The 17,006-nt window shown below is 53.1% G+C and carries 21 protein-coding genes; 2 read left to right on the top strand and 19 right to left on the bottom strand.

Translation table 11 applies throughout. The annotated features are described in order from the left end of the window. Window positions 1-97: 97 nt before the first annotated feature. Window positions 98-1,303, bottom strand: a complete 1,206-nt coding sequence (locus tag ACLTX1_RS04735) for an acetate kinase (protein WP_308448390.1) — start codon at window positions 1,301-1,303, stop codon at window positions 98-100. A 178-nt stretch (window positions 1,304-1,481) separates the two neighbouring features. On the opposite strand from ACLTX1_RS04735, the gene ACLTX1_RS04730 reads away from it, so the two are divergent. After that, the gene (locus ACLTX1_RS04730; RefSeq protein ID WP_308448391.1) at window positions 1,482-2,675 is read left to right on the top strand and encodes a nucleotidyltransferase family protein; all 1,194 of its coding nucleotides are present in this window, start codon (window positions 1,482-1,484) and stop codon (window positions 2,673-2,675) included. A 101-nt stretch (window positions 2,676-2,776) separates the two neighbouring features. Here the strand turns inward: ACLTX1_RS04730 and ACLTX1_RS04725 are convergent, their stop codons facing one another. Together ACLTX1_RS04725 and ACLTX1_RS04720 are read right to left on the bottom strand one after the other, a co-directional pair. Continuing rightward, on the bottom strand, window positions 2,777-3,859 hold the full coding sequence (locus ACLTX1_RS04725) for a branched-chain amino acid aminotransferase (protein WP_308448495.1): 1,083 nt from the start codon (window positions 3,857-3,859) through the stop codon (window positions 2,777-2,779). 153 nt (window positions 3,860-4,012) lie between these two features. Next, a complete protein-coding gene (locus ACLTX1_RS04720) occupies window positions 4,013-5,338 on the bottom strand; it encodes an RsmB/NOP family class I SAM-dependent RNA methyltransferase (RefSeq protein ID WP_395506371.1) in 1,326 nt (441 codons plus the stop codon). 86 nt (window positions 5,339-5,424) lie between these two features. On the opposite strand from ACLTX1_RS04720, the gene ACLTX1_RS04715 reads away from it, so the two are divergent. Further along, a complete protein-coding gene (locus ACLTX1_RS04715) occupies window positions 5,425-5,565 on the top strand; it encodes a hypothetical protein (RefSeq protein ID WP_308448393.1) in 141 nt (46 codons plus the stop codon). 58 nt (window positions 5,566-5,623) lie between these two features. Here the strand turns inward: ACLTX1_RS04715 and ACLTX1_RS04710 are convergent, their stop codons facing one another. The 16 genes from ACLTX1_RS04710 to ACLTX1_RS04635 form a co-directional block, all read right to left on the bottom strand. Beyond that, window positions 5,624-6,577 carry a YitT family protein gene (locus ACLTX1_RS04710; protein WP_308448394.1) on the bottom strand — a complete coding sequence of 318 codons (954 nt, stop codon included), beginning with the start codon at window positions 6,575-6,577 and terminating at the stop codon, window positions 5,624-5,626. Beyond that, entirely contained in the window at window positions 6,570-6,992 is a 423-nt protein-coding gene (locus ACLTX1_RS04705) for a Mini-ribonuclease 3 (protein WP_308448395.1), read from the bottom strand. The genes ACLTX1_RS04710 and ACLTX1_RS04705 overlap by 8 nt, the downstream gene beginning before the upstream one ends. Window positions 6,993-7,004: 12 nt before the next feature. After that, window positions 7,005-8,279, bottom strand: coding sequence for a GTPase ObgE (gene obgE, locus ACLTX1_RS04700; RefSeq protein WP_308448396.1), 1,275 nt, complete (start codon window positions 8,277-8,279; stop codon window positions 7,005-7,007). Between the two features lie 130 nt (window positions 8,280-8,409). Further along, entirely contained in the window at window positions 8,410-8,694 is a 285-nt protein-coding gene (gene rpmA / locus ACLTX1_RS04695; protein WP_176820704.1) for a 50S ribosomal protein L27, read from the bottom strand. A 26-nt stretch (window positions 8,695-8,720) separates the two neighbouring features. Continuing rightward, complete coding sequence (locus tag ACLTX1_RS04690; protein WP_308448397.1) at window positions 8,721-9,044, bottom strand: ribosomal-processing cysteine protease Prp; 324 nt, start codon at window positions 9,042-9,044, stop codon at window positions 8,721-8,723. A gap of 9 nt (window positions 9,045-9,053) precedes the next feature. Beyond that, window positions 9,054-9,362, bottom strand: a complete 309-nt coding sequence (rplU, locus tag ACLTX1_RS04685) for a 50S ribosomal protein L21 (protein ID WP_176820702.1) — start codon at window positions 9,360-9,362, stop codon at window positions 9,054-9,056. Between the two features lie 117 nt (window positions 9,363-9,479). Next, a complete protein-coding gene (locus ACLTX1_RS04680; RefSeq protein WP_308448398.1) occupies window positions 9,480-9,698 on the bottom strand; it encodes a hypothetical protein in 219 nt (72 codons plus the stop codon). Further along, window positions 9,691-10,119: an aspartate carbamoyltransferase regulatory subunit gene (locus ACLTX1_RS04675; RefSeq protein WP_308448399.1), complete on the bottom strand. Its 429-nt coding sequence runs from the start codon at window positions 10,117-10,119 to the stop codon at window positions 9,691-9,693. The genes ACLTX1_RS04680 and ACLTX1_RS04675 overlap by 8 nt, the downstream gene beginning before the upstream one ends. Then, window positions 10,113-11,066 (bottom strand): aspartate carbamoyltransferase, encoded by a 954-nt coding sequence (gene pyrB, locus ACLTX1_RS04670; RefSeq protein WP_412330533.1) that lies wholly within the window; start codon window positions 11,064-11,066, stop codon window positions 10,113-10,115. The genes ACLTX1_RS04675 and pyrB overlap by 7 nt, the downstream gene beginning before the upstream one ends. 111 nt (window positions 11,067-11,177) lie before the next feature. Beyond that, window positions 11,178-11,924, bottom strand: a complete 747-nt coding sequence (locus ACLTX1_RS04665; RefSeq protein ID WP_176820698.1) for a YebC/PmpR family DNA-binding transcriptional regulator — start codon at window positions 11,922-11,924, stop codon at window positions 11,178-11,180. Window positions 11,925-11,967: 43 nt separating this feature from the next. After that, a complete protein-coding gene (locus ACLTX1_RS04660; RefSeq protein ID WP_412330532.1) occupies window positions 11,968-12,534 on the bottom strand; it encodes a flavodoxin family protein in 567 nt (188 codons plus the stop codon). 106 nt (window positions 12,535-12,640) lie between these two features. Further along, window positions 12,641-15,055: a leucine--tRNA ligase gene (gene leuS, locus ACLTX1_RS04655; protein ID WP_308448401.1), complete on the bottom strand. Its 2,415-nt coding sequence runs from the start codon at window positions 15,053-15,055 to the stop codon at window positions 12,641-12,643. A 42-nt stretch (window positions 15,056-15,097) separates the two neighbouring features. Further along, complete coding sequence (gene rsfS / locus ACLTX1_RS04650; protein WP_176820695.1) at window positions 15,098-15,451, bottom strand: ribosome silencing factor; 354 nt, start codon at window positions 15,449-15,451, stop codon at window positions 15,098-15,100. A 52-nt stretch (window positions 15,452-15,503) separates the two neighbouring features. After that, the gene (gene yqeK, locus ACLTX1_RS04645; RefSeq protein WP_308448402.1) at window positions 15,504-16,088 is read right to left on the bottom strand and encodes a bis(5'-nucleosyl)-tetraphosphatase (symmetrical) YqeK; all 585 of its coding nucleotides are present in this window, start codon (window positions 16,086-16,088) and stop codon (window positions 15,504-15,506) included. Continuing rightward, entirely contained in the window at window positions 16,081-16,695 is a 615-nt protein-coding gene (gene nadD / locus ACLTX1_RS04640) for a nicotinate-nucleotide adenylyltransferase (RefSeq protein WP_308448403.1), read from the bottom strand. Before nadD ends, yqeK begins: the two co-directional genes overlap by 8 nt. A 3-nt stretch (window positions 16,696-16,698) precedes the next feature. After that, entirely contained in the window at window positions 16,699-17,004 is a 306-nt protein-coding gene (locus ACLTX1_RS04635; protein ID WP_308448404.1) for a YhbY family RNA-binding protein, read from the bottom strand. Window positions 17,005-17,006 lie beyond the last annotated feature (2 nt).

The raw sequence follows: 17,006 nt of genomic DNA, 5'->3' as shown, positions 1-17,006 counted from the left end.
CAAAAACAGAAAATAAACCCGCGATTTTCACTTAAAATTTAAATATGAAAAATACCGGACCCGCAAAAACGGATCCGGTATCGAATTTCAGGTGAAATTACAGCTTTTCAACGATGGCTTTCGTATCGCGTGCAATGACAAGTTCTTCGTTGGTCGGGACGATGTAAACAGCGACCTTGCTGTCCGGCGCGGAGATCTTCTTCTCCTTGCCGCGAACGCCCTTGTTGGCTTCGTGATCGAACTTGATGCCGAGGTATTCCATGTTGGTGCAGATGCGCTCGCGCAGGGTATCCTGGTTCTCGCCAAGACCTGCGGTGAAGACGATTGCGTCTACGCCGTTCAGCGCAGCGACATAGCTGCCGATGAACTTCTGAATCTGATAAACGAGCATCTCATGTGCGAGGTGTGCACGCTCGTCACCCTCGTCCTCTGCCTTGCAGATGTCGCGGTCATCGCTGGAGATGCCGGAGATACCGAGCAGGCCAGACTTCTTGTTGAAGAGGTCGGAAAGCTGTGCCGGAGTGAGGTTCTCTTTCTCTGCGATGAACGTGACAACAGACGGATCAAGCGTGCCGGTACGGGTACCCATCATGAAGCCGTCAAGCGGGGTGAGACCCATGCTGGTGTCGATGACCTTGCCGTTCTTGATGGCGGTGATGGAGGAACCGTTGCCGATGTGGCAGGTGATAAGCTTCAGATCCTTGATGTCCTTGCCCATGAGCTCTGCAACGCGGTGGCTGACATAGCGGTGGGAGGTGCCGTGGAAGCCATAGCGGCGGATCTTGTACTTCTCATAGTACTCATACGGCACAGCGAACATGTAAGCCTTCTGCGGCATGGTGGAATGGAAAGCCGTATCGAACACGACAACTTCCGGGACTTCCTTGCCGAAAACGTTCATGCAGGCGCGAATGCCCTGTACATGTGCGCTGTTGTGCAGCGGTGCAAGCGGGATGAGGCTTTCGATGCCCTCGATGACCTTTTCGTCAACGAGAACGGACTCGCTGAAGAGCGCGCCGCCCTGAACGATACGGTGGCCGATAGCAGCGACTTCGCTCAGATCCTTAATGACGCCGACTTCGCTGTCGAGAAGTGCGTTCTTGACCTGCTCGAACGCTTCGGTGTGGTTCGCCATGCGGATTTCGATCTTCTTCTCTCTGCCGTCTGCCGTCTTGTGGCCGAAAATGCCCATTTCAAGGCCAATCTTCTCGCAGTTGCCCTTTGCAAGCATTTGCTCGTTGTCCATATCGATCAGCTGATACTTAAGTGAGGAGCTGCCGGCGTTGATGACCAGAATTTTCATTTCGTCTTCCCCCTGAATCATGGTTAAATTTGAATTGGATCATCTGTGCAAACGCACAAAAAATAAGCACGACACTTCCAAAATTATAAATAAGGAAACGCGGCTTGTAAATTGATCTTCATTGCTTTATACTTATGATAATACAAAATCATGTAAATTTCAAGGAGTTTCCTATAAAATGATTGGAAAAAACAAGATTTCGGGCGTTGTTTGCGAGTTTAATCCGCTGCATAACGGCCACGCGGCACTGCTCTCCCGCATTTCGGAGGAGTTCGGCAGCGACATTGTCTGTGTGATGAGCGGAAATTTTGTGCAGCGCGGCGAGGCGGCTGTGCTCGATAAGTGGTCTCGCACACGGCTGGCACTTCAAAACGGCGCGGCACTCGTGCTGGAGCTGCCCTTGCCGTGGGCTGTAGCAGGCGCAGAAAAATTTGCGCTCGGCGGCATTTCGTTATTAAATGCGCTCGGTTGCGTAGATACACTGACGTTTGGCAGCGAAACCGGCGATACCGCTCCCCTCATGCACTGCGCGGAATACTTGCACTCCGATGTGTTTAATTCGGATATTCGCCCGGAGGTTGCAAAAGGCGTTTCGTTTGCGGCGGCGCGTACGGAGGCTGTGAAAAAGGCGCTCGGCGCAGAAACCGCAGAGCTGCTCACAAAGCCAAATTGCATTTTGGGTATAGAGTATTGCAAGGCGATCTTATCGTTGAATTCTAATATCGTGCCGCAGACTGTGCAGCGTATCGCGATTGGCCACGACAGCGACCAAGTGCACGGCGCGTTTGCATCGGCGAGCCTGATCCGCAGCAGGAGCATCGAGGGTGAAGAGATTTCCTCGTATGTCCCGGAAAATACGGCGGTGTGTATTCGCGCGCTGCAAAACAAAAAACAGTACCCCACTTCCCTTTCGTATCTCGACCGTGCGGTACTGGCGGCTGTCTCTGCCATGTCACCCAAAGACCTGCGCCGCGTGCCGGATGTTTCAGAGGGCATTGAAAACCGCATTTTGGCGGCTGCCGAAACGGCGGAAACGTGCACAGGGCTGTTTGATGCGGTGAAAACCAAGCGGTACAGTCACGCGCGTATTCGGCGTATTGTTTTAAGCGCGTATTTGGGCATCACGAACGATCTGCCCAATTTGCCTCCCTACCTGCGCATTTTAGGTATGACGAGCCGCGGCGCGGAGATCCTGCACAAAGCGAAGCCGATGCTGCCAATCATCGCACGCCCTGCGGACGTGAAGAAGCTTTCGCCGGAAGCCAGACGTGTGTTTGCGTTGGAAGCGCGCGCGGATAATCTTTACAGCCTGTGCACAGAGCATCGCCGCCCTGCGAACATGGATTATACAGAAAAACTGATTCGGATATAAACTGAGCTCTGCATTTGGCTTTTGCCGGTCGCAGAGCTCTTCTTTTATACAAAAAGACCGAACCACGCGGGCTCGGCCTTTTGAATGTTCAAATATTCGAATTACTTCTCAAGCGGTGTGACTTCCACAGTCCAACCGAGGGTATCTTCTACCTTACCGGTCTGGATGCCGGTGACGGTGTCGTACAGCTTCTGGCTGAATTCGCCGATGCCGCCGTCCTTGATCTGCATGACTTCGTTCTCGTAACGGAGTGCGCCGACCGGGGAGATAACGGCTGCGGTACCGCTACCCCAGCACTCTTCAAGTGCACCGGTACGGGCCGCCTCAACGAGTTCGTCAACGGAGATTCTTCTCTCTTCGACCGGGAGACCCCAGTGCTTGCAGAGATCGATGCAGGATGCACGGGTAACGCCCGGCAAAATACTGCCGTTCAGCATCGGGGTGACAACGGTGCCGTTGATTTTGAAGAAGATGTTCATAGCACCGACTTCTTCGATGTACTTGCGCTCAACACCGTCGAGCCACAGAACCTGAGAGTAACCTTCGTCGTGTGCCTTTACCTGTGCCGCGAGGCTTGCAACGTAGTTGCCGCCGGTCTTTGCTTCGCCGATGCCGCCGCGGACTGCACGTACATAGTCGTCTTCGATCCAAATCTTTACCGGGTCGAGGCCGCTCTCGTAGTAAGCGCCGACCGGGGAAAGAATGATGATGAATTTATAGGTGTTCGACGGGCGTACGCCGAGGAACGGATCCGTTGCAATGACGAACGGACGAATATAAAGAGAAGTGCCGGGGCGGCTCGGAATCCAATCTGCGTCAACGGCGACGAGCGTCTTGATCGCATTGAGGAAATCATCGGCCGGGATCTCCGGGATGCAAAGTCTTCTGTTGGAGTTGTTTGCACGCTCGATGTTCTTGTTCGGGCGGAACAGACGGATGCGACCGTCTGCGCATTTATAAGCCTTCATGCCCTCGAACATTTCCTGACCGTAGTGGAAAACCATAGCGGACGGATCAAGGACGATCGGCTGATACGGCATGATCTTCGGATCGTGCCAACCCTGCTCCGGGTTATATTCCATCACATACATGTGATCTGTAAAGATTTTACCGAAACCGAGCTTGCTTTCGTCTGCCGGCTTCGCTTTAGGCGCAGTGGTACGCTCAATCTGGATTTTCTGCATCAAAAAACACTTCTTTCCTGTTTGCTTATACACATTTTAGCACGTATTTGCCTTTTTTGCAAGTTACCGAGGTTTAAATTGCAAAAAAAGCTTCACAAATAACCATTTGGCTTTGCGAAGCTTTCTGTTCTTTTTGTATAAACGAATGCACCTTTACAGGTGTGTGCGCAGCCCCTTTGGGTAACGATTCTTCAAAACACCGTTCGATGCCTTGCCAAAGCCCGTTACAATACCGTCTGCGGCGACGGCGGTGTAACCGGAAAGCCCCTCTGCGGGGATTTCTTCGCCGCGCAAAAACGCGAATAAAGCAGGATCGTTCGATGTGAGATGCAGCACGCTGCGGCAGTTTTCCGCACGGCTTGCCATGAAAATGCCATGCGCGGGCTCGATGCGGTTCTTTTTTGCCTCGCCGAATTCCACACCGGCGCGCAGAACGGAAAGTCCTGCAATGTCCGGCAGCTCATTTGGCAATAAGATCACACGGTCGCGCACGCGCTGGAATCTGCCCGGTACATCGGTAAACAGAGATGTGTACAATTCTTCGGCATGCGCCTGCGTCTCTCGGTCGGGCTTAAAGCTAAACGGCGCAAAACGTTCTTCACATGGCGCAACGCGGCGGAAGCGCGCGGCAAAGTGCCCCTCACCTCCGTCCATCGGGAAAATGCGCACAGCGTCTACGCCATAGGCCGGGCGACCGAATGTGACATTCGGCTTTTCGAGCACGAATTCCGGGTGGCTCTCGAGAAATTTCTGCACAACGCCCTCATTTTCTTCCGTGGAGAATGTGCAGGTAGAGTACACCAAAATGCCGCCTTCGCGCACGCACTGTGCGGCGGAGGATAAAATTGCGAGCTGACGTACAGCGCAGGTCTCCACGTGCTCAGGACTCCATTCCTGCACGGCAACGGGATCGCGGCGGAACATGCCTTCGCCGGAGCACGGCGCATCAACGAGCACTTTATCAAAATACCCGCCGAGCTTTTCCGCAAGCATCTCCGGGTATACGCTGGAAACGACTGTATTACGCACGCCCATGCGCTCCAAATTGGAGGATAAAATTGCGGCGCGATTGCGCACAACTTCGTTTGACCACAAAAGCCCGGTGTCGCCGGTCAGCGCGGCAATCTGCGTGGATTTACCGCCCGGTGCGGCGCAGAGGTCGAGCACCTTATCCCCCGGCTCCGGCGCCAAAAGCGTGACGGCCGAAGACGCGGACGGCTCCTGCGAATAAAACGCGCCTGCATGATAGAGCGGCAGCGCCGCCATTTTGGTATCTGTCGGCGCATAAAACGAGAGCGGCGAAAACGGCGTTTGAACCAGTGTAAACGGCAGTGCGCGTTCAAGCTGCTCTTTTGTGCATTTTACAGTGTTCAAACGAATGCCGCGTTTGTGCGGTTCGTTGTAAGACGCCCGAAACGCCGTATATTCTGCCCCAAGCATATCCTGCATTCGTTTTTCAAAAGCTGCGGGCAATTCCATGGCCGCCCCACCTTTCCTAATTTCATAAATTCGGTACATAAACGCGCGTACCGTGCGCATAATAGCTTTCGGAAGGGGTGAATCACATGGCAAATTCCGAAAACAAGAATTACACAAACAAAAGCCAGAAACAAAGCCGCAATAAGAGCGATCGTCAGACAACCGACCGCGTGAATAACGGCACGGAAAATCGTACGGAAAACCGCAGTGAAAAAAGCTGCCGGTAACACAAAAAACCGGAAAAAGCAGGCAGGCGATGCGCTTGTCTGCTTTTTCTATGCGGATTTATTCTTTCGGCTCGCTGACCGGCTTATCGCCCGTCTTGCGAATAGCTTTGATAATCTCGCCGAGCGTGCGGTCGTCGGAGCGCACGGGTTTGAAGCCCTCACCGGCGATTTCACCGGCATCGCCGACGATGACGAACGCATCGGGGTCTTCCTCGCGGATGATCTCGCTGATACGGAACACCTCGAAGCGACGCACGGCGCAGAAGAGCACCTCGCCGTCCTGCTTCAAATAGCCGCTGCGGGACTTGAGAAACGTCAGGCCGCGGTCCATCTCCTTGATGATGCGGTCGGCAATGACATCGTTTTTATGGGACATAATGAAGAACATTTTGCCGTTGCCCGCATCTGTGCCGTACAGAATTGTATCGATGATTTTTGTCGATACAAAAATGACGATGCACGCGTACACGGCGCTTTCAATGCTCTTATATACGATGGCGGAAAACAGCACGACGCAGCCGTCTACGGCAAGCATCAGCTTGCCCATGGAAAGATGGCGCAGGCGATGATTGAGCAGACGCGCGATCATGTCCGTGCCGCCGGTCGTGGCACCGCGCATAAAGACGAGTGAAAGACCAACGCCCTCACACACGCCGCCGATGAGCATGATGATGAGTGGGTCACCGTGGTAGACCGGCATGAACAGCGCCACGATGTCGATGCAGGCAGCGTTTAACACGACCGCCAACATCGTTTTGGTGACGAGCTTATAGCCGATCTCAATGATCGCCCAAATGATGATCGGCACGTTAATAAGCAAAATTACGGTGCCGACGGGCGTGCCGAACAGATAATTCAGCACGATGGCGATACCGCTCACGCCGCCCGGCGCGATGTTGTTCGGCGCGGTAAAGCCGTTCAGGCCGACCGCGTAAATAACGGAACCCGCCGTCATGAAAATCAGGTCAAGCAGGAATTCCTTCACGTTTTTTGCAACTTTATTTTTACGCATGTGCGGTTTCCTCCGTTTCTGCGAATTCAAGGATCTTATCGAAGAAAAGACGCAGGCGCTCCAGCTCGCCTTTAAGGTAAAGATAACCGAAAACGCATTCAAATGCTGTGGCTGCGTGGTAATCCGCAACGCTTGAGTTTTTCGGCACGTGCGAAACGTGCGCATTGCGTCCGCGCAGGCAGACTTCTTTTTCCTCTTCCGTGAAAAGCGGCATCAGCACTTCACTAAGCACCTTCGCCTGAAACTCGCAACGCACGAACGAAACGGCGCGGCTGTGCAGCTTTTTCACAGGGCAGTTGCCTTTGGAGACGATATATTCGCGCACGAAAAGCTCGTACACGCCGTCACCCACATAAGCGAGCGTTAAGGGGCTTAACTGCTTCGGATCCGATTCCGTTTGATAGAACTTTTCCAAATAGCCACCCTCTTAGTTTACAAAATCAAATTCAAGGTCATACATGCTGACCGTGTCGCCTTCCTGGATGCCCGCCTCACGCAGCGCATCGATAACGCCGGTGTGAATGAGCACACGCTGGAAGTACTGGAGCGACTCGTAATCATCGAAATCGACGGCGGAGATGAGCTTTAAGAGCCAATCGGCCTCGACAAAATACACGTTGTCCTCCACGCGGATATCGACCTTTGCCTTGCTGCTGAATTCTTCGACAGGCTTTACCGGCTCCGGTTCCGGCTCGAAATGCGCGACCGGCGGCAGCGTGGAAAGCATTTCTGCGGTCTTATTCAAAAGCGGGTCAACATCATAGCGGATTGCCGCCATGATTGGAAAGAATTCATAGCCTTGCTCCTCGACAAATTTGCGGAAATCCTCTACCTGCTCGTCGGTCGTCAGGTCGCATTTGTTGCCGGCGACCAGCATGGGACGGTTCGCAAGGTCGGGGTTGAATTTGCGCAGTTCTTCGTTGATGATGCGGAAGTCCTCCTTCGGGTCTCTGCCCTCGCTGCCGGAAACATCGACAATGTGAATGAGCATGCGGCAACGCTCTACATGGCGCAGAAACTGATGACCGAGGCCTACACCCTGCCATGCGCCCTCGATAAGGCCGGGAATATCTGCCATGACAAACGATGGCGCGTTCGGCATATGCACCACGCCGAGCACCGGGGTGATGGTCGTAAAGTGGTAGTTTGCAATGTTTGGCTTTGCTTCACTTACAACGGAAACAAGCGTAGATTTACCTACGTTTGGGAAGCCTACAAGGCCCACATCAGCGAGCAGCTTGAGTTCAAGCTGAAGCTCGAATGCTTCACCGGGTGTGCCGGGCTTTGCAAAGCGCGGAGTTTGGCGCGTAGGCGACGCAAAATGCGTGTTGCCCCAGCCACCGCGGCCGCCCTTCGCGATAACGACGTCTTCGTCTGTGGACATGTCCGCCATGATGCGGCCGGTTTCCGCATTGCGGATCAGTGTGCCGCGCGGCACGGTAATGACGAGCGGCTGTGCGCTTTTGCCGAAGCAGCGCTTGCCGCGACCGTTTTCGCCACGCTCTGCGGTGTACTTGCGCTTGTAGCGGAAATCCGCCAGCGTGGAGAGGTTATCGTCCACGCGGAACACGATGTCGCCGCCGCGACCGCCGTCGCCGCCGTCCGGGCCGCCGGAAGCCACGTATTTTTCACGGTGAAAAGCCACGGCGCCGTCGCCGCCGTCACCGGCTTTTACCTTGATCTTAGCTATATCGATAAACATAATTCATCATCCTTTCAGCGCCGCGGACGGCTCTGTACAAAATAAAATGGGCTTCTCCGCTTTACCCGAAGAAGCCCGTTTCATCGTATATTCGGGGATACGAAACCGGTATTCCCCCCAAGGGTCAAAATTACTGCTCGATCGAGTAAACGCTGACCTTCTTGCGGTCACGGCCCATACGCTCGAAACGAACCTGACCGTCAATGAGCGCGAACAGAGAGTCATCAGAGCCTCTGCCTACGTTCTCGCCCGGATGGATGTGCGTGCCGCGCTGCTTAACAAGAATGTTGCCTGCGAGGACGTGCTGACCATCTGCACGCTTGACACCGAGTCTTTTGGATTCGGAATCACGGCCGTTCTTCGTGGAGCCCATACCTTTTTTATGAGCAAACAACTGGATATTGATCTTAAGCATTTTGTTGCCTTCCTTTCGTTTTATTGTCAGACTTCTGCGTAGCGTACCTGTAAGTTTTCGGGGTACTGCTCCTCTAAACCGAGAAGATGCAGCTTAAATCCCTCAAACAGGCTACGGCATGTCCGTGCATCGGTATCGGAAACCCTAAACAGCATCTCGCCGTCCTCTGCTCGGAGAGAAATCGGTGTGATGTGTAAAATCTCCAACACGGTGTTCGCCGTCATATACGCCGCAGAAGAAACCGCAGCACAGAGAATGTCTTCTCCCTCCTGCGCCAAACCGGAATGGCCAAGCACGGAAAAACCGAGAAGCGCTCCGTCTGCATTTGCGAAAAAATCCGCACGAATCATACGATCAAATTAGCCCTGAACGGACTCAATCTGAATCTTCGTGTAGGGCTGTCTGTGGCCCATCTTGCGCTTTTCGCCCTTCTTCGGCTTGTAAGTGAGGATCGTAACCTTCTTAGCCTTGCCGTTCTTCAGGACCTTGCCTGTAACGGAAGCGCCCTCAACATACGGGGTGCCGATTTTTGTTCCGTCTTCGCCGCAAATTGCAACGACCGGGAACGTAACTGTCTCGTCTTCATTGGCAGCGAGCTTCTCAACGTAGATCACGTCGCCGTACTGTACCTTGTACTGCTTACCGCCGGTTTCAATAACTGCAAACATTTTTTCTGCCTGCCTTTTCTGTAATCTCGCTACTCGTAGGCGGACTTTCGTCACTTTTCAGCCCACAGTAAGCGGCTCTATCATATTAACATACACTGACCCTAAAGTCAAGGTATTTCAAAGGGATTTTGTGGTTTTTTCTTCAAGCAGCAACGCAAGCTTGTCGTCCTGTTTTACCGCTTTGATGACGCTCTTGCGGTCTGCGATGCGCACGATCAAAGCGAGGAGAAAATTCAAAAAGGTCAGGAACGCCAGAAGCAGGCAGTCACGGCGCTTTTGGCGCTTCAGTTTCTCCGGATCGCGACGGCCTGCACCGTTACGCTGTGCCTTACTCATGGCTCTTATACGCTTGTTCACAGTACAGGCAACGATAGCGGTGCGCTTTTTCATCGCACAGCACGAAGATCTGGTCGAGGTTTTCCTCCGTGCTTGTGATGCAGCGCGGGTTCTTGCACTTTACAACATTTTTGATGCGACGTGGCAGTACGATGTTCTCTTTCTTCACAAGCTCACCGTTTTTAATGGTGCATACGGTGATGTTGTTATCGATAAAGCCGAGCACATCGAAGTTGATAGCGAGGTCGCCTTCAATCTTGATGATATCTTTTCTGCCCATCTTGCTGCTGCGGGCATTTTTGATAAGTGCCACGCAGCAATCGAGCTTATCAAGCTCCAAAAGCTCGTAGATGCGCATACCCTTTCCTGCCTGAATATGGTCGATCACAATGCCGTTTTGGATACTGTCGATGTTCAGCATACGGTTTCCTCCTCAAAAAGTCCTGGTTCGATGTTCAGAAGCATTAAAATGAGCGCCATGCGGACATATACGCCGTTTTGTGCCTGCACAAAGTACTTTGCGCGCGGGTCATCGTCCACTTCGACCGCGATCTCGTTGATACGCGGCAGCGGATGCAGCACAATGAGATCCTTCGGCGCAAGCTTCATCTTCTCCGCATCGAGGATGAAGCTGTCTTTTAAGCGGATGTAATCTTCTTCGTTGAAGAAGCGCTCGCGCTGTACGCGGGTCATGTAGAGTACGTCAAGTTCCGGCAGAACCTCGTCCATGGTACGGACTTCTTTATATTCGCAGCCGGAGGGCTTTACGACTTCATCGATGATATAGCTCGGCACATGCAGCTCTTCCGGGGAGATGAACACGAAGCGGATGCCCTCCCAGCGCACAAGCGACTTGATGAGCGAGTGCACGGTGCGGCCAAATTTCAAGTCGCCGCACAGACCGATCGTCAGGTTATTCAGTCTGCCCTTTTCGCGGCGGATGGTGAGCAGGTCGCTGAGCGTCTGCGTCGGGTGCTGGTGGCCGCCGTCACCGGCGTTGATGACCGGCACACGGGCGTACTGCGCTGCTACGCGCGGCGCACCCTCTTTGTTGTGGCGCATGGCGATGATATCCGAATAGCAGGATACCATGCGTACCGTATCGGCAACGCTTTCACCCTTGGAAGCAGAGCTGTTCTGTGCACTTGCAAAGCCCAATACCTTGCCGCCAAGGCGCATCATGGCCGATTCAAAACTCAGACGCGTGCGGGTACTCGGCTCGTAAAAGAGCGTGGCAAGGATCTTACCTTCACACTTGTGGGCGAATGCGGTGCGGTCGTTTGCAATGCTGTCCGCAAGGTCCAGCAGGCGCAGGGTCTCCTCAAAGGAAAGATCCAGCGGGTCTACGAGGTGTCTTAACTCATTCATCTTATCTATGCCTTCCTTTCTTATGTGCGCCGTGTGTTGCGTTTTATACGTGGCGCAAGTAAAAACAGGCTGTAAAAAACCTCCCCGATAAGCCCGGAGAGGTTTTCAGCATCAATCTTCGTCTTCTTCCTCGGGCTCGTTCCAGTTGTGCCAGACTTGCTGGACATCGTCGTTATCCTCGAGTGCATCAATCAGCTTCTGCATCTTGAGAATCTGATCGGGATCAGTGAGATCCGTGTAGGTATCCGGGACCATTTCCACTTCTGCGGAAACAAAGGAATAGCCCTTAGCTTCCAGATCATCGCGAACGCCACTGAAATCGGACGGCTCCGTGTAGATCTCGAATACGTCTTCGTCTGCCTGAAAATCGGAAGCACCGGCCTCCAGTGCATCGCTCATGACGGTATCTTCGTCAAGGCCCTCACGCTCCAGCACGATAACGCCCTTTTCGTTGAACATGAAGGACACGCAACCGGTGGTGCCGAGGTTGCCGCCGAACTTATCAAAGTAATGACGGACATCGCCCGCGGTACGGTTGCGGTTATCGGTGAGGCATTCCACGATGACGGCAACGCCTGCGGGGCCGTAGCCTTCGTAGGTGATGCTTTCATATGCGTTGGAGTTGCCCTCGCCTGCAGCTTTCTTAATGATGCGCTCAATGTTGTCGTTCGGCACATTGTTCGCCTTAGCCTTCGCAATGACGTCCTTCAGCTTGGAGTTTGCTGCCGGGTCTGCGCTGCCGCCTTCTTTAACGGCAACGGCAAGCTCACGGCCGATCTTTGTGAAGATCTTCGCTCTTGCACCGTCGGTCTTTTCTTTCTTTCTCTTAATATTATTCCACTTGGAATGTCCTGACATTGATGAAAACCTGCCTTTATTCACACAAATTCAAGTTATTATATCACAGCTCGCGCGCGATTTCAATAGCAATTTCCTGTGCCTTCGCGAAAATCGCAGAGTTTTCGCAATCTGCACGGTCTGTGTCCGGCAAAACCACCGTTTTTTTGAGCGTTGTGTTCATAACGGAAAAGCTTTGCCGCAGTGTTTTCTCGCATACCTCCACCGCAAACGGATCATACCGCCCCATGGTGAGCAGCAAAACGGCATCGCGGTGTGTCGCAATCGCCGGGCGGATACCGCGGGCAAATCTAGCTTCAAAATACCGCTGAAAACGGTCGATGACCGCCTTGAGCTGCGCCGGAAACGAGAGGTTGTAGACCGGCGTGGCGATGAGAAGCAGATCACACGCGCGTAGGTCACGATCAAATTCATCGAGGTCGCGAAACGCGCAGCCGTCTGCTTTTTGGCAATATCCGCAGGCGATACACGGATGAATATTCACTTTGCAAATGTCAAGTGATTTTACTTGCCAGTCTTCCCTTTTCAATCCGTAGAGAAAAGCTTCAAGCAGCTTCTTTGTGTGTCCGTCTTTATGCGGCGAAGAAAACAAAACGAGTGCATGTTTCATGTACTTGCCTCCGATTCCGTGAAGCAAAAAGCCTTTGCAAAGCTATTTAACTTCACACAAATGTAAAAAGAGCGCTGCGGATTTACACACAGCGCTCTGTAAAGAATCATCCCTTTACAACGATATTGACGAGCTTGCCCGGAACGTAGATCTCTTTCACGACGTTCTTGCCGTTGATCTCCGCTGCAATGCGATCTTCCGCCTTTGCAAGTGCAATCGCGTCATCCTTCTGGATATCGGCTGCAACGCACAGTCTTGCGCGAACTTTGCCGTTGACCTGCACAACGATTTCAATGACGTCATCTTTGCACTTTGATTCGTCGTACTTCGGCCAAGGCTGCTCCGTGACCATGCCCTCGCCGAGCTTCATTTCGCTCCAAACCTCTTCTGTTACATGCGGTGCAAACGGGTTGAGGAGCATCGTGAAGACGGAGAGCTCTGCTTTATTGATGGAGCCCTTTTCCGCAATAACGTTCATGAGCGCCATCAAAGATGCAATGGCGGTGTTGAACTTGAGGTTCTCAATGTCATAAGAGACCTTCTTGATGGCTTTGTGGAAAGAATTTTCCATCTCCGGGCGGATCGCTTCGCCGTCGACGAGAATGGACTGCAGGTTCCAATAACGCTCAATGAAGCGGCGGCAGCCCTTGATACCGGCGTTGCTCCACGGTGCGGCCTTCTCAAAGTCGCCGATGAACATTTCGTAGAGACGGAGCGTATCTGCGCCGAACTCGTTTACAACGTCGTCCGGGTTGACAACGTTGCCGCGGGACTTACTCATCTTCTCGCCGTTTTCACCGAGGATCATGCCGTGGCTCGTGCGCTTTGCATACGGTTCTGCGGTCGGGACCTGGCCAATATCGTAGAGGAACTTATGCCAGAAACGGCTGTACAGCAGGTGCAGCGTGGTGTGCTCCATGCCGCCGTTATACCAGTCTACCTGATGCCAGTAGTTGAGCGCTTCCTTGGATGCAAAAGATTCATCGTTGTGCGGATCCATATAGCGCAGGAAGTACCAGGAAGAGCCTGCCCACTGCGGCATGGTGTCCGTTTCGCGCATGGCCTTGCCGCCGCACTTCGGGCACGTGGTGTTGACCCAATCGGTCATCTTGGAGAGCGGAGATTCGCCGTTATCGGTCGGCTCGTAGGAATCAACCTGCGGCAGAACGAGCGGCAGTTCGCTTTCATCGATCGGCACATAGCCGCACTTCTCGCAGTGTACAATCGGAATCGGCTCGCCCCAGTAGCGCTGGCGTGCGAATACCCAGTCACGGAGCTTATAGTTGACCTTACGGTGGCCGATGCCGGTCTCCTCAAGGTAATCTTTGATGCGGACCTTCGCTTCTTCGACGGTCATGCCGTCCAGAATGCCGGAGTTGACCATGATGCCGGTGTCGCAGTCCGTGAACGCTTCTTTCTGCACATCGCCGCCCTTAACGACTTCGATGATTGGCAGGTCAAACTTCTTTGCGAACTCCCAGTCACGGGTATCGTGTGCCGGAACAGCCATGATGGCGCCGGTACCGTAGGAAACGAGAACGTAGTCGGAAATGAAGATCGGAATGGTGGTACCGGTCAGCGGATTGATGGCCTCAACACCCTCCAAACGCACGCCGGTCTTATCTTTCGCGACCTCGGTGCGCTCAAAGTCGGACTTTTTCGCGGCCTCTGCCTGATACGCGCGGACGGCATCCAGATTCTGCAGCTTATCCGCCCACTTTTCAATGAACGGATGCTCCGGGGAAACAACCATGTACGTTGCGCCGTAAAGTGTATCCGGGCGGGTCGTGTAAACAGTCAGCTTATCGCCTGCGGTCGTGTTGAAATCGACCTCGGCGCCCTCGGAACGGCCAATCCAGTTTTTCTGCTGGGTCTTAACGCGGTCCGGGTAATCGACAAGATCAAGGTCGTCGATGAGGCGTTGTGCGTAAGCGGTGATCTTCAGCATCCACTGGGATTTGACCTTGTGAATAACTTCACTGCCGCAGCGCTCACAGACGCCGTTGACAACCTCTTCGTTTGCCAGAACGCATTTGCAGGAGGTGCACCAGTTGACGGACATCTCTTTTTTGTAGGCCAAACCGTTCTTAAAGAGCTGGAGGAAAATCCACTGCGTCCACTTGTAGTATTTCGGATCAATGGTACTGATCTCACGGCTCCAGTCGAAGGAGATGCCGAGAGACTGAATCTGCTGCTTAAAGCGCGCAATATTCTTCTTTGTGATCTCTTCCGGGTGCACGTGGTTCTTGATGGCATAATTCTCTGCCGGTAGGCCGAATGCGTCCCAACCAATCGGATAGAGCACATTGTAGCCCTCCATGCGGCGCTTTCTGGAAACAACGTCAAGCGCGGTGTACGGACGCGGGTGGCCGACATGCAGACCCTGACCGGACGGGTACGGGAACTCGATCAGAGCATAATATTTCGGCTTATCCGAAGTATTGGAAGCATGGAAAACACCGGCTTCTTCCCACTTCTTTTGCCACTTCGGTTCAATTTCACTGGGGTTGTACTTGTTCATATTGATTACACTTACCTCTCTGCGCTATATAAAATAACAAAATCAATTCGGTTCAAACGTCATGTTGAGCTTTTCGCCGTCGAGCCACAGGCGATCCAAATCATAAAAACTGCGCGCTTCCGAGGTGAAGATGTGTACGACCACCGTTTCGTAATCGAGCACGACCCAGGAATCGGAGCGATAGCCCTCCACGCGGTCCGGCGCAATGCCGAGCTCTTTCAGCTTAAACTCCAGTTCGTCCGCCAGAGCATGCACATGCGTGCTGCCGGTGCCGTTCGCCAGAACGAAATAATCACCGAGCGAGGAAACGTCCGAAATGCGGATCACATTGATCTGATCGGCTTTTTTCGCATCCAAAATGCCCGCTGCGGTTTTTGCAAGCGTCAATGAATCCATGCTTTTAGCCATTCCTTTCTGCGCGCTGCGCGATTTTTATGCTTCCTTCCGCTTAGTTGCCGTGCCGCAAAGCCCACACCGCGTCATTATATGCGTCTATGGTCTCCGGCACGATGGGCGCGCGGTCTTTTGCGAGCTCCGTAATGGTGAACGCGATGCCCTCCACAATAGCTTTGTCAAGGCTTTTATACGCGGCCTTGCGCATATCCTCTACGCCGGGGTAATTGCGGTCTTTGGAGATGAAATCCGCGATAAAAATGACTTTTTCGAGTAACGTCATGTTTTTTCTGCCCGTGGTGTGGTATCGCACGGCATTGTAAACATCCTCGTCCTCAATGTGCAGAACATGCTTGATATACACCGCGCCGCTGATGGCATGCCAGAACTTTTTAGCGGAAAGTTCAACGTCTCTCATAATTATACCAAAGTCCGCGAGAATTTTCAACTGTTTCTCCGGGGGTGTATCCTTCAAAATATCGTGCAAAAGCCCTGCAAGCTCCGCTTTTTCGGTATCGGCACCGTATTTTTTTGCAAGCTTTACCGCTTCTTCCGAAACATTTAAGGAGTGTTCGAAACGTTTTTGCGTGAGCATGGGCTTGATGATATCGATATATTGCTGTTTTTCTTTCTTATTCATGCGTGTAAAGCCTCTTTTTTTGGATGTATTCCGCGACGCCTGCGGGCACAAGACCGCTTATATCTTCGCCCTGCAGACTTTTTTCGCGCACCATCGTCGATGAGACAGGCAAAAACTCGATGTTCTGCACGGTAAAGCGCAGCTGCGGGAACTTTTCCTTCACTTCTTCTCCGTGTGTGACAAGCGTTTGGAAGCTATCCTTGTCACGCGGTGCGGCGCAGATCTCTGCCGCGGCGAAAATGCGCTCCGGGTGATACCACTTTTCGACGGTGCAGAACATGTCTTCCCCCATCAGCAAAAAGAGCGCATCGTCGGGATATTGCGCTTTCAGTTCCGTCATGGTGTCTGCCGTGTAGCTTTTGCCCGTGCGCAGCACTTCAATATCCGAGACTGTGACGGGACATTCGGCGATGTCTGCCGCCGCAAGCCTGCACATTTCAATGCGGTCTGCCCCGCTTGCAAGCTGATGTGTCGCTTTGTGCGGCGGCGTGCCCGTCGGAATCAAAATCACGCGGTCAAGCGACAGACGCTTAATAAACTCCCGCACAAGGTGCACATGCGCCGTGTGGATGGGATTGAACGTGCCGCCGTAAATGCCGATGCGCATGGCTTATGCCTTTTTCGCACGCGGCAGGACGATCTTCGGATCCTTTTCGTTGCGTTTATAAAGCGCAAATTTGGAACCGATGACCTGCACGACTTCGCTTTCCGTCTGCTCTGCGAGCGCTTCTGCGGCTTCACGCGGAGAGACCGGCGCAGTCTCCAACACTTTGCCCTTGATGAGTTCACGCTTAAAAATAGCGTCTGCGGCCTGCTTTACGACATCTCCATCGATGCCGCCCTTGCCAATCATCAAAATGGTGTCTTCATTTACGGCGAGCGAGCGGAGATACGCTCTTTGTTTACTGGTCAGCATAA

The organism is Hominenteromicrobium sp., from assembly GCF_046974225.1.
GTDB lineage: Bacteria > Bacillota > Clostridia > Oscillospirales > Acutalibacteraceae > Hominenteromicrobium > Hominenteromicrobium mulieris.
This window is presented reverse-complemented; position numbering and strand designations above follow the sequence as displayed.

Excerpts from the sequence above, each read along its gene's own strand:
- ACLTX1_RS04735 (WP_308448390.1), bottom strand. The coding sequence starts at position 1,303 with ATGAAAATTCTGGTCATCAACGCCGGCAGCTCCTCACTTAAGTATCAG.
- ACLTX1_RS04730 (WP_308448391.1), top strand. The coding sequence starts at position 1,482 with ATGATTGGAAAAAACAAGATTTCGGGCGTTGTTTGCGAGTTTAATCCG.
- ACLTX1_RS04725 (WP_308448495.1), bottom strand. The coding sequence starts at position 3,859 with ATGCAGAAAATCCAGATTGAGCGTACCACTGCGCCTAAAGCGAAGCCG.
- ACLTX1_RS04720 (WP_395506371.1), bottom strand. The coding sequence starts at position 5,338 with ATGGAATTGCCCGCAGCTTTTGAAAAACGAATGCAGGATATGCTTGGG.
- ACLTX1_RS04715 (WP_308448393.1), top strand. The coding sequence starts at position 5,425 with ATGGCAAATTCCGAAAACAAGAATTACACAAACAAAAGCCAGAAACAA.
- ACLTX1_RS04710 (WP_308448394.1), bottom strand. The coding sequence starts at position 6,577 with ATGCGTAAAAATAAAGTTGCAAAAAACGTGAAGGAATTCCTGCTTGAC.
- obgE (WP_308448396.1), bottom strand. The coding sequence starts at position 8,279 with ATGTTTATCGATATAGCTAAGATCAAGGTAAAAGCCGGTGACGGCGGC.
- rpmA (WP_176820704.1), bottom strand. The coding sequence starts at position 8,694 with ATGCTTAAGATCAATATCCAGTTGTTTGCTCATAAAAAAGGTATGGGC.
- ACLTX1_RS04690 (WP_308448397.1), bottom strand. The coding sequence starts at position 9,044 with ATGATTCGTGCGGATTTTTTCGCAAATGCAGACGGAGCGCTTCTCGGT.
- rplU (WP_176820702.1), bottom strand. The coding sequence starts at position 9,362 with ATGTTTGCAGTTATTGAAACCGGCGGTAAGCAGTACAAGGTACAGTAC.
- ACLTX1_RS04680 (WP_308448398.1), bottom strand. The coding sequence starts at position 9,698 with ATGAGTAAGGCACAGCGTAACGGTGCAGGCCGTCGCGATCCGGAGAAA.
- ACLTX1_RS04675 (WP_308448399.1), bottom strand. The coding sequence starts at position 10,119 with ATGCTGAACATCGACAGTATCCAAAACGGCATTGTGATCGACCATATT.
- pyrB (WP_412330533.1), bottom strand. The coding sequence starts at position 11,066 with ATGAATGAGTTAAGACACCTCGTAGACCCGCTGGATCTTTCCTTTGAG.
- ACLTX1_RS04665 (WP_176820698.1), bottom strand. The coding sequence starts at position 11,924 with ATGTCAGGACATTCCAAGTGGAATAATATTAAGAGAAAGAAAGAAAAG.
- ACLTX1_RS04660 (WP_412330532.1), bottom strand. The coding sequence starts at position 12,534 with ATGAAACATGCACTCGTTTTGTTTTCTTCGCCGCATAAAGACGGACAC.
- leuS (WP_308448401.1), bottom strand. The coding sequence starts at position 15,055 with ATGAACAAGTACAACCCCAGTGAAATTGAACCGAAGTGGCAAAAGAAG.
- rsfS (WP_176820695.1), bottom strand. The coding sequence starts at position 15,451 with ATGGATTCATTGACGCTTGCAAAAACCGCAGCGGGCATTTTGGATGCG.
- yqeK (WP_308448402.1), bottom strand. The coding sequence starts at position 16,088 with ATGAATAAGAAAGAAAAACAGCAATATATCGATATCATCAAGCCCATG.
- nadD (WP_308448403.1), bottom strand. The coding sequence starts at position 16,695 with ATGCGCATCGGCATTTACGGCGGCACGTTCAATCCCATCCACACGGCG.
- ACLTX1_RS04635 (WP_308448404.1), bottom strand. The coding sequence starts at position 17,004 with ATGCTGACCAGTAAACAAAGAGCGTATCTCCGCTCGCTCGCCGTAAAT.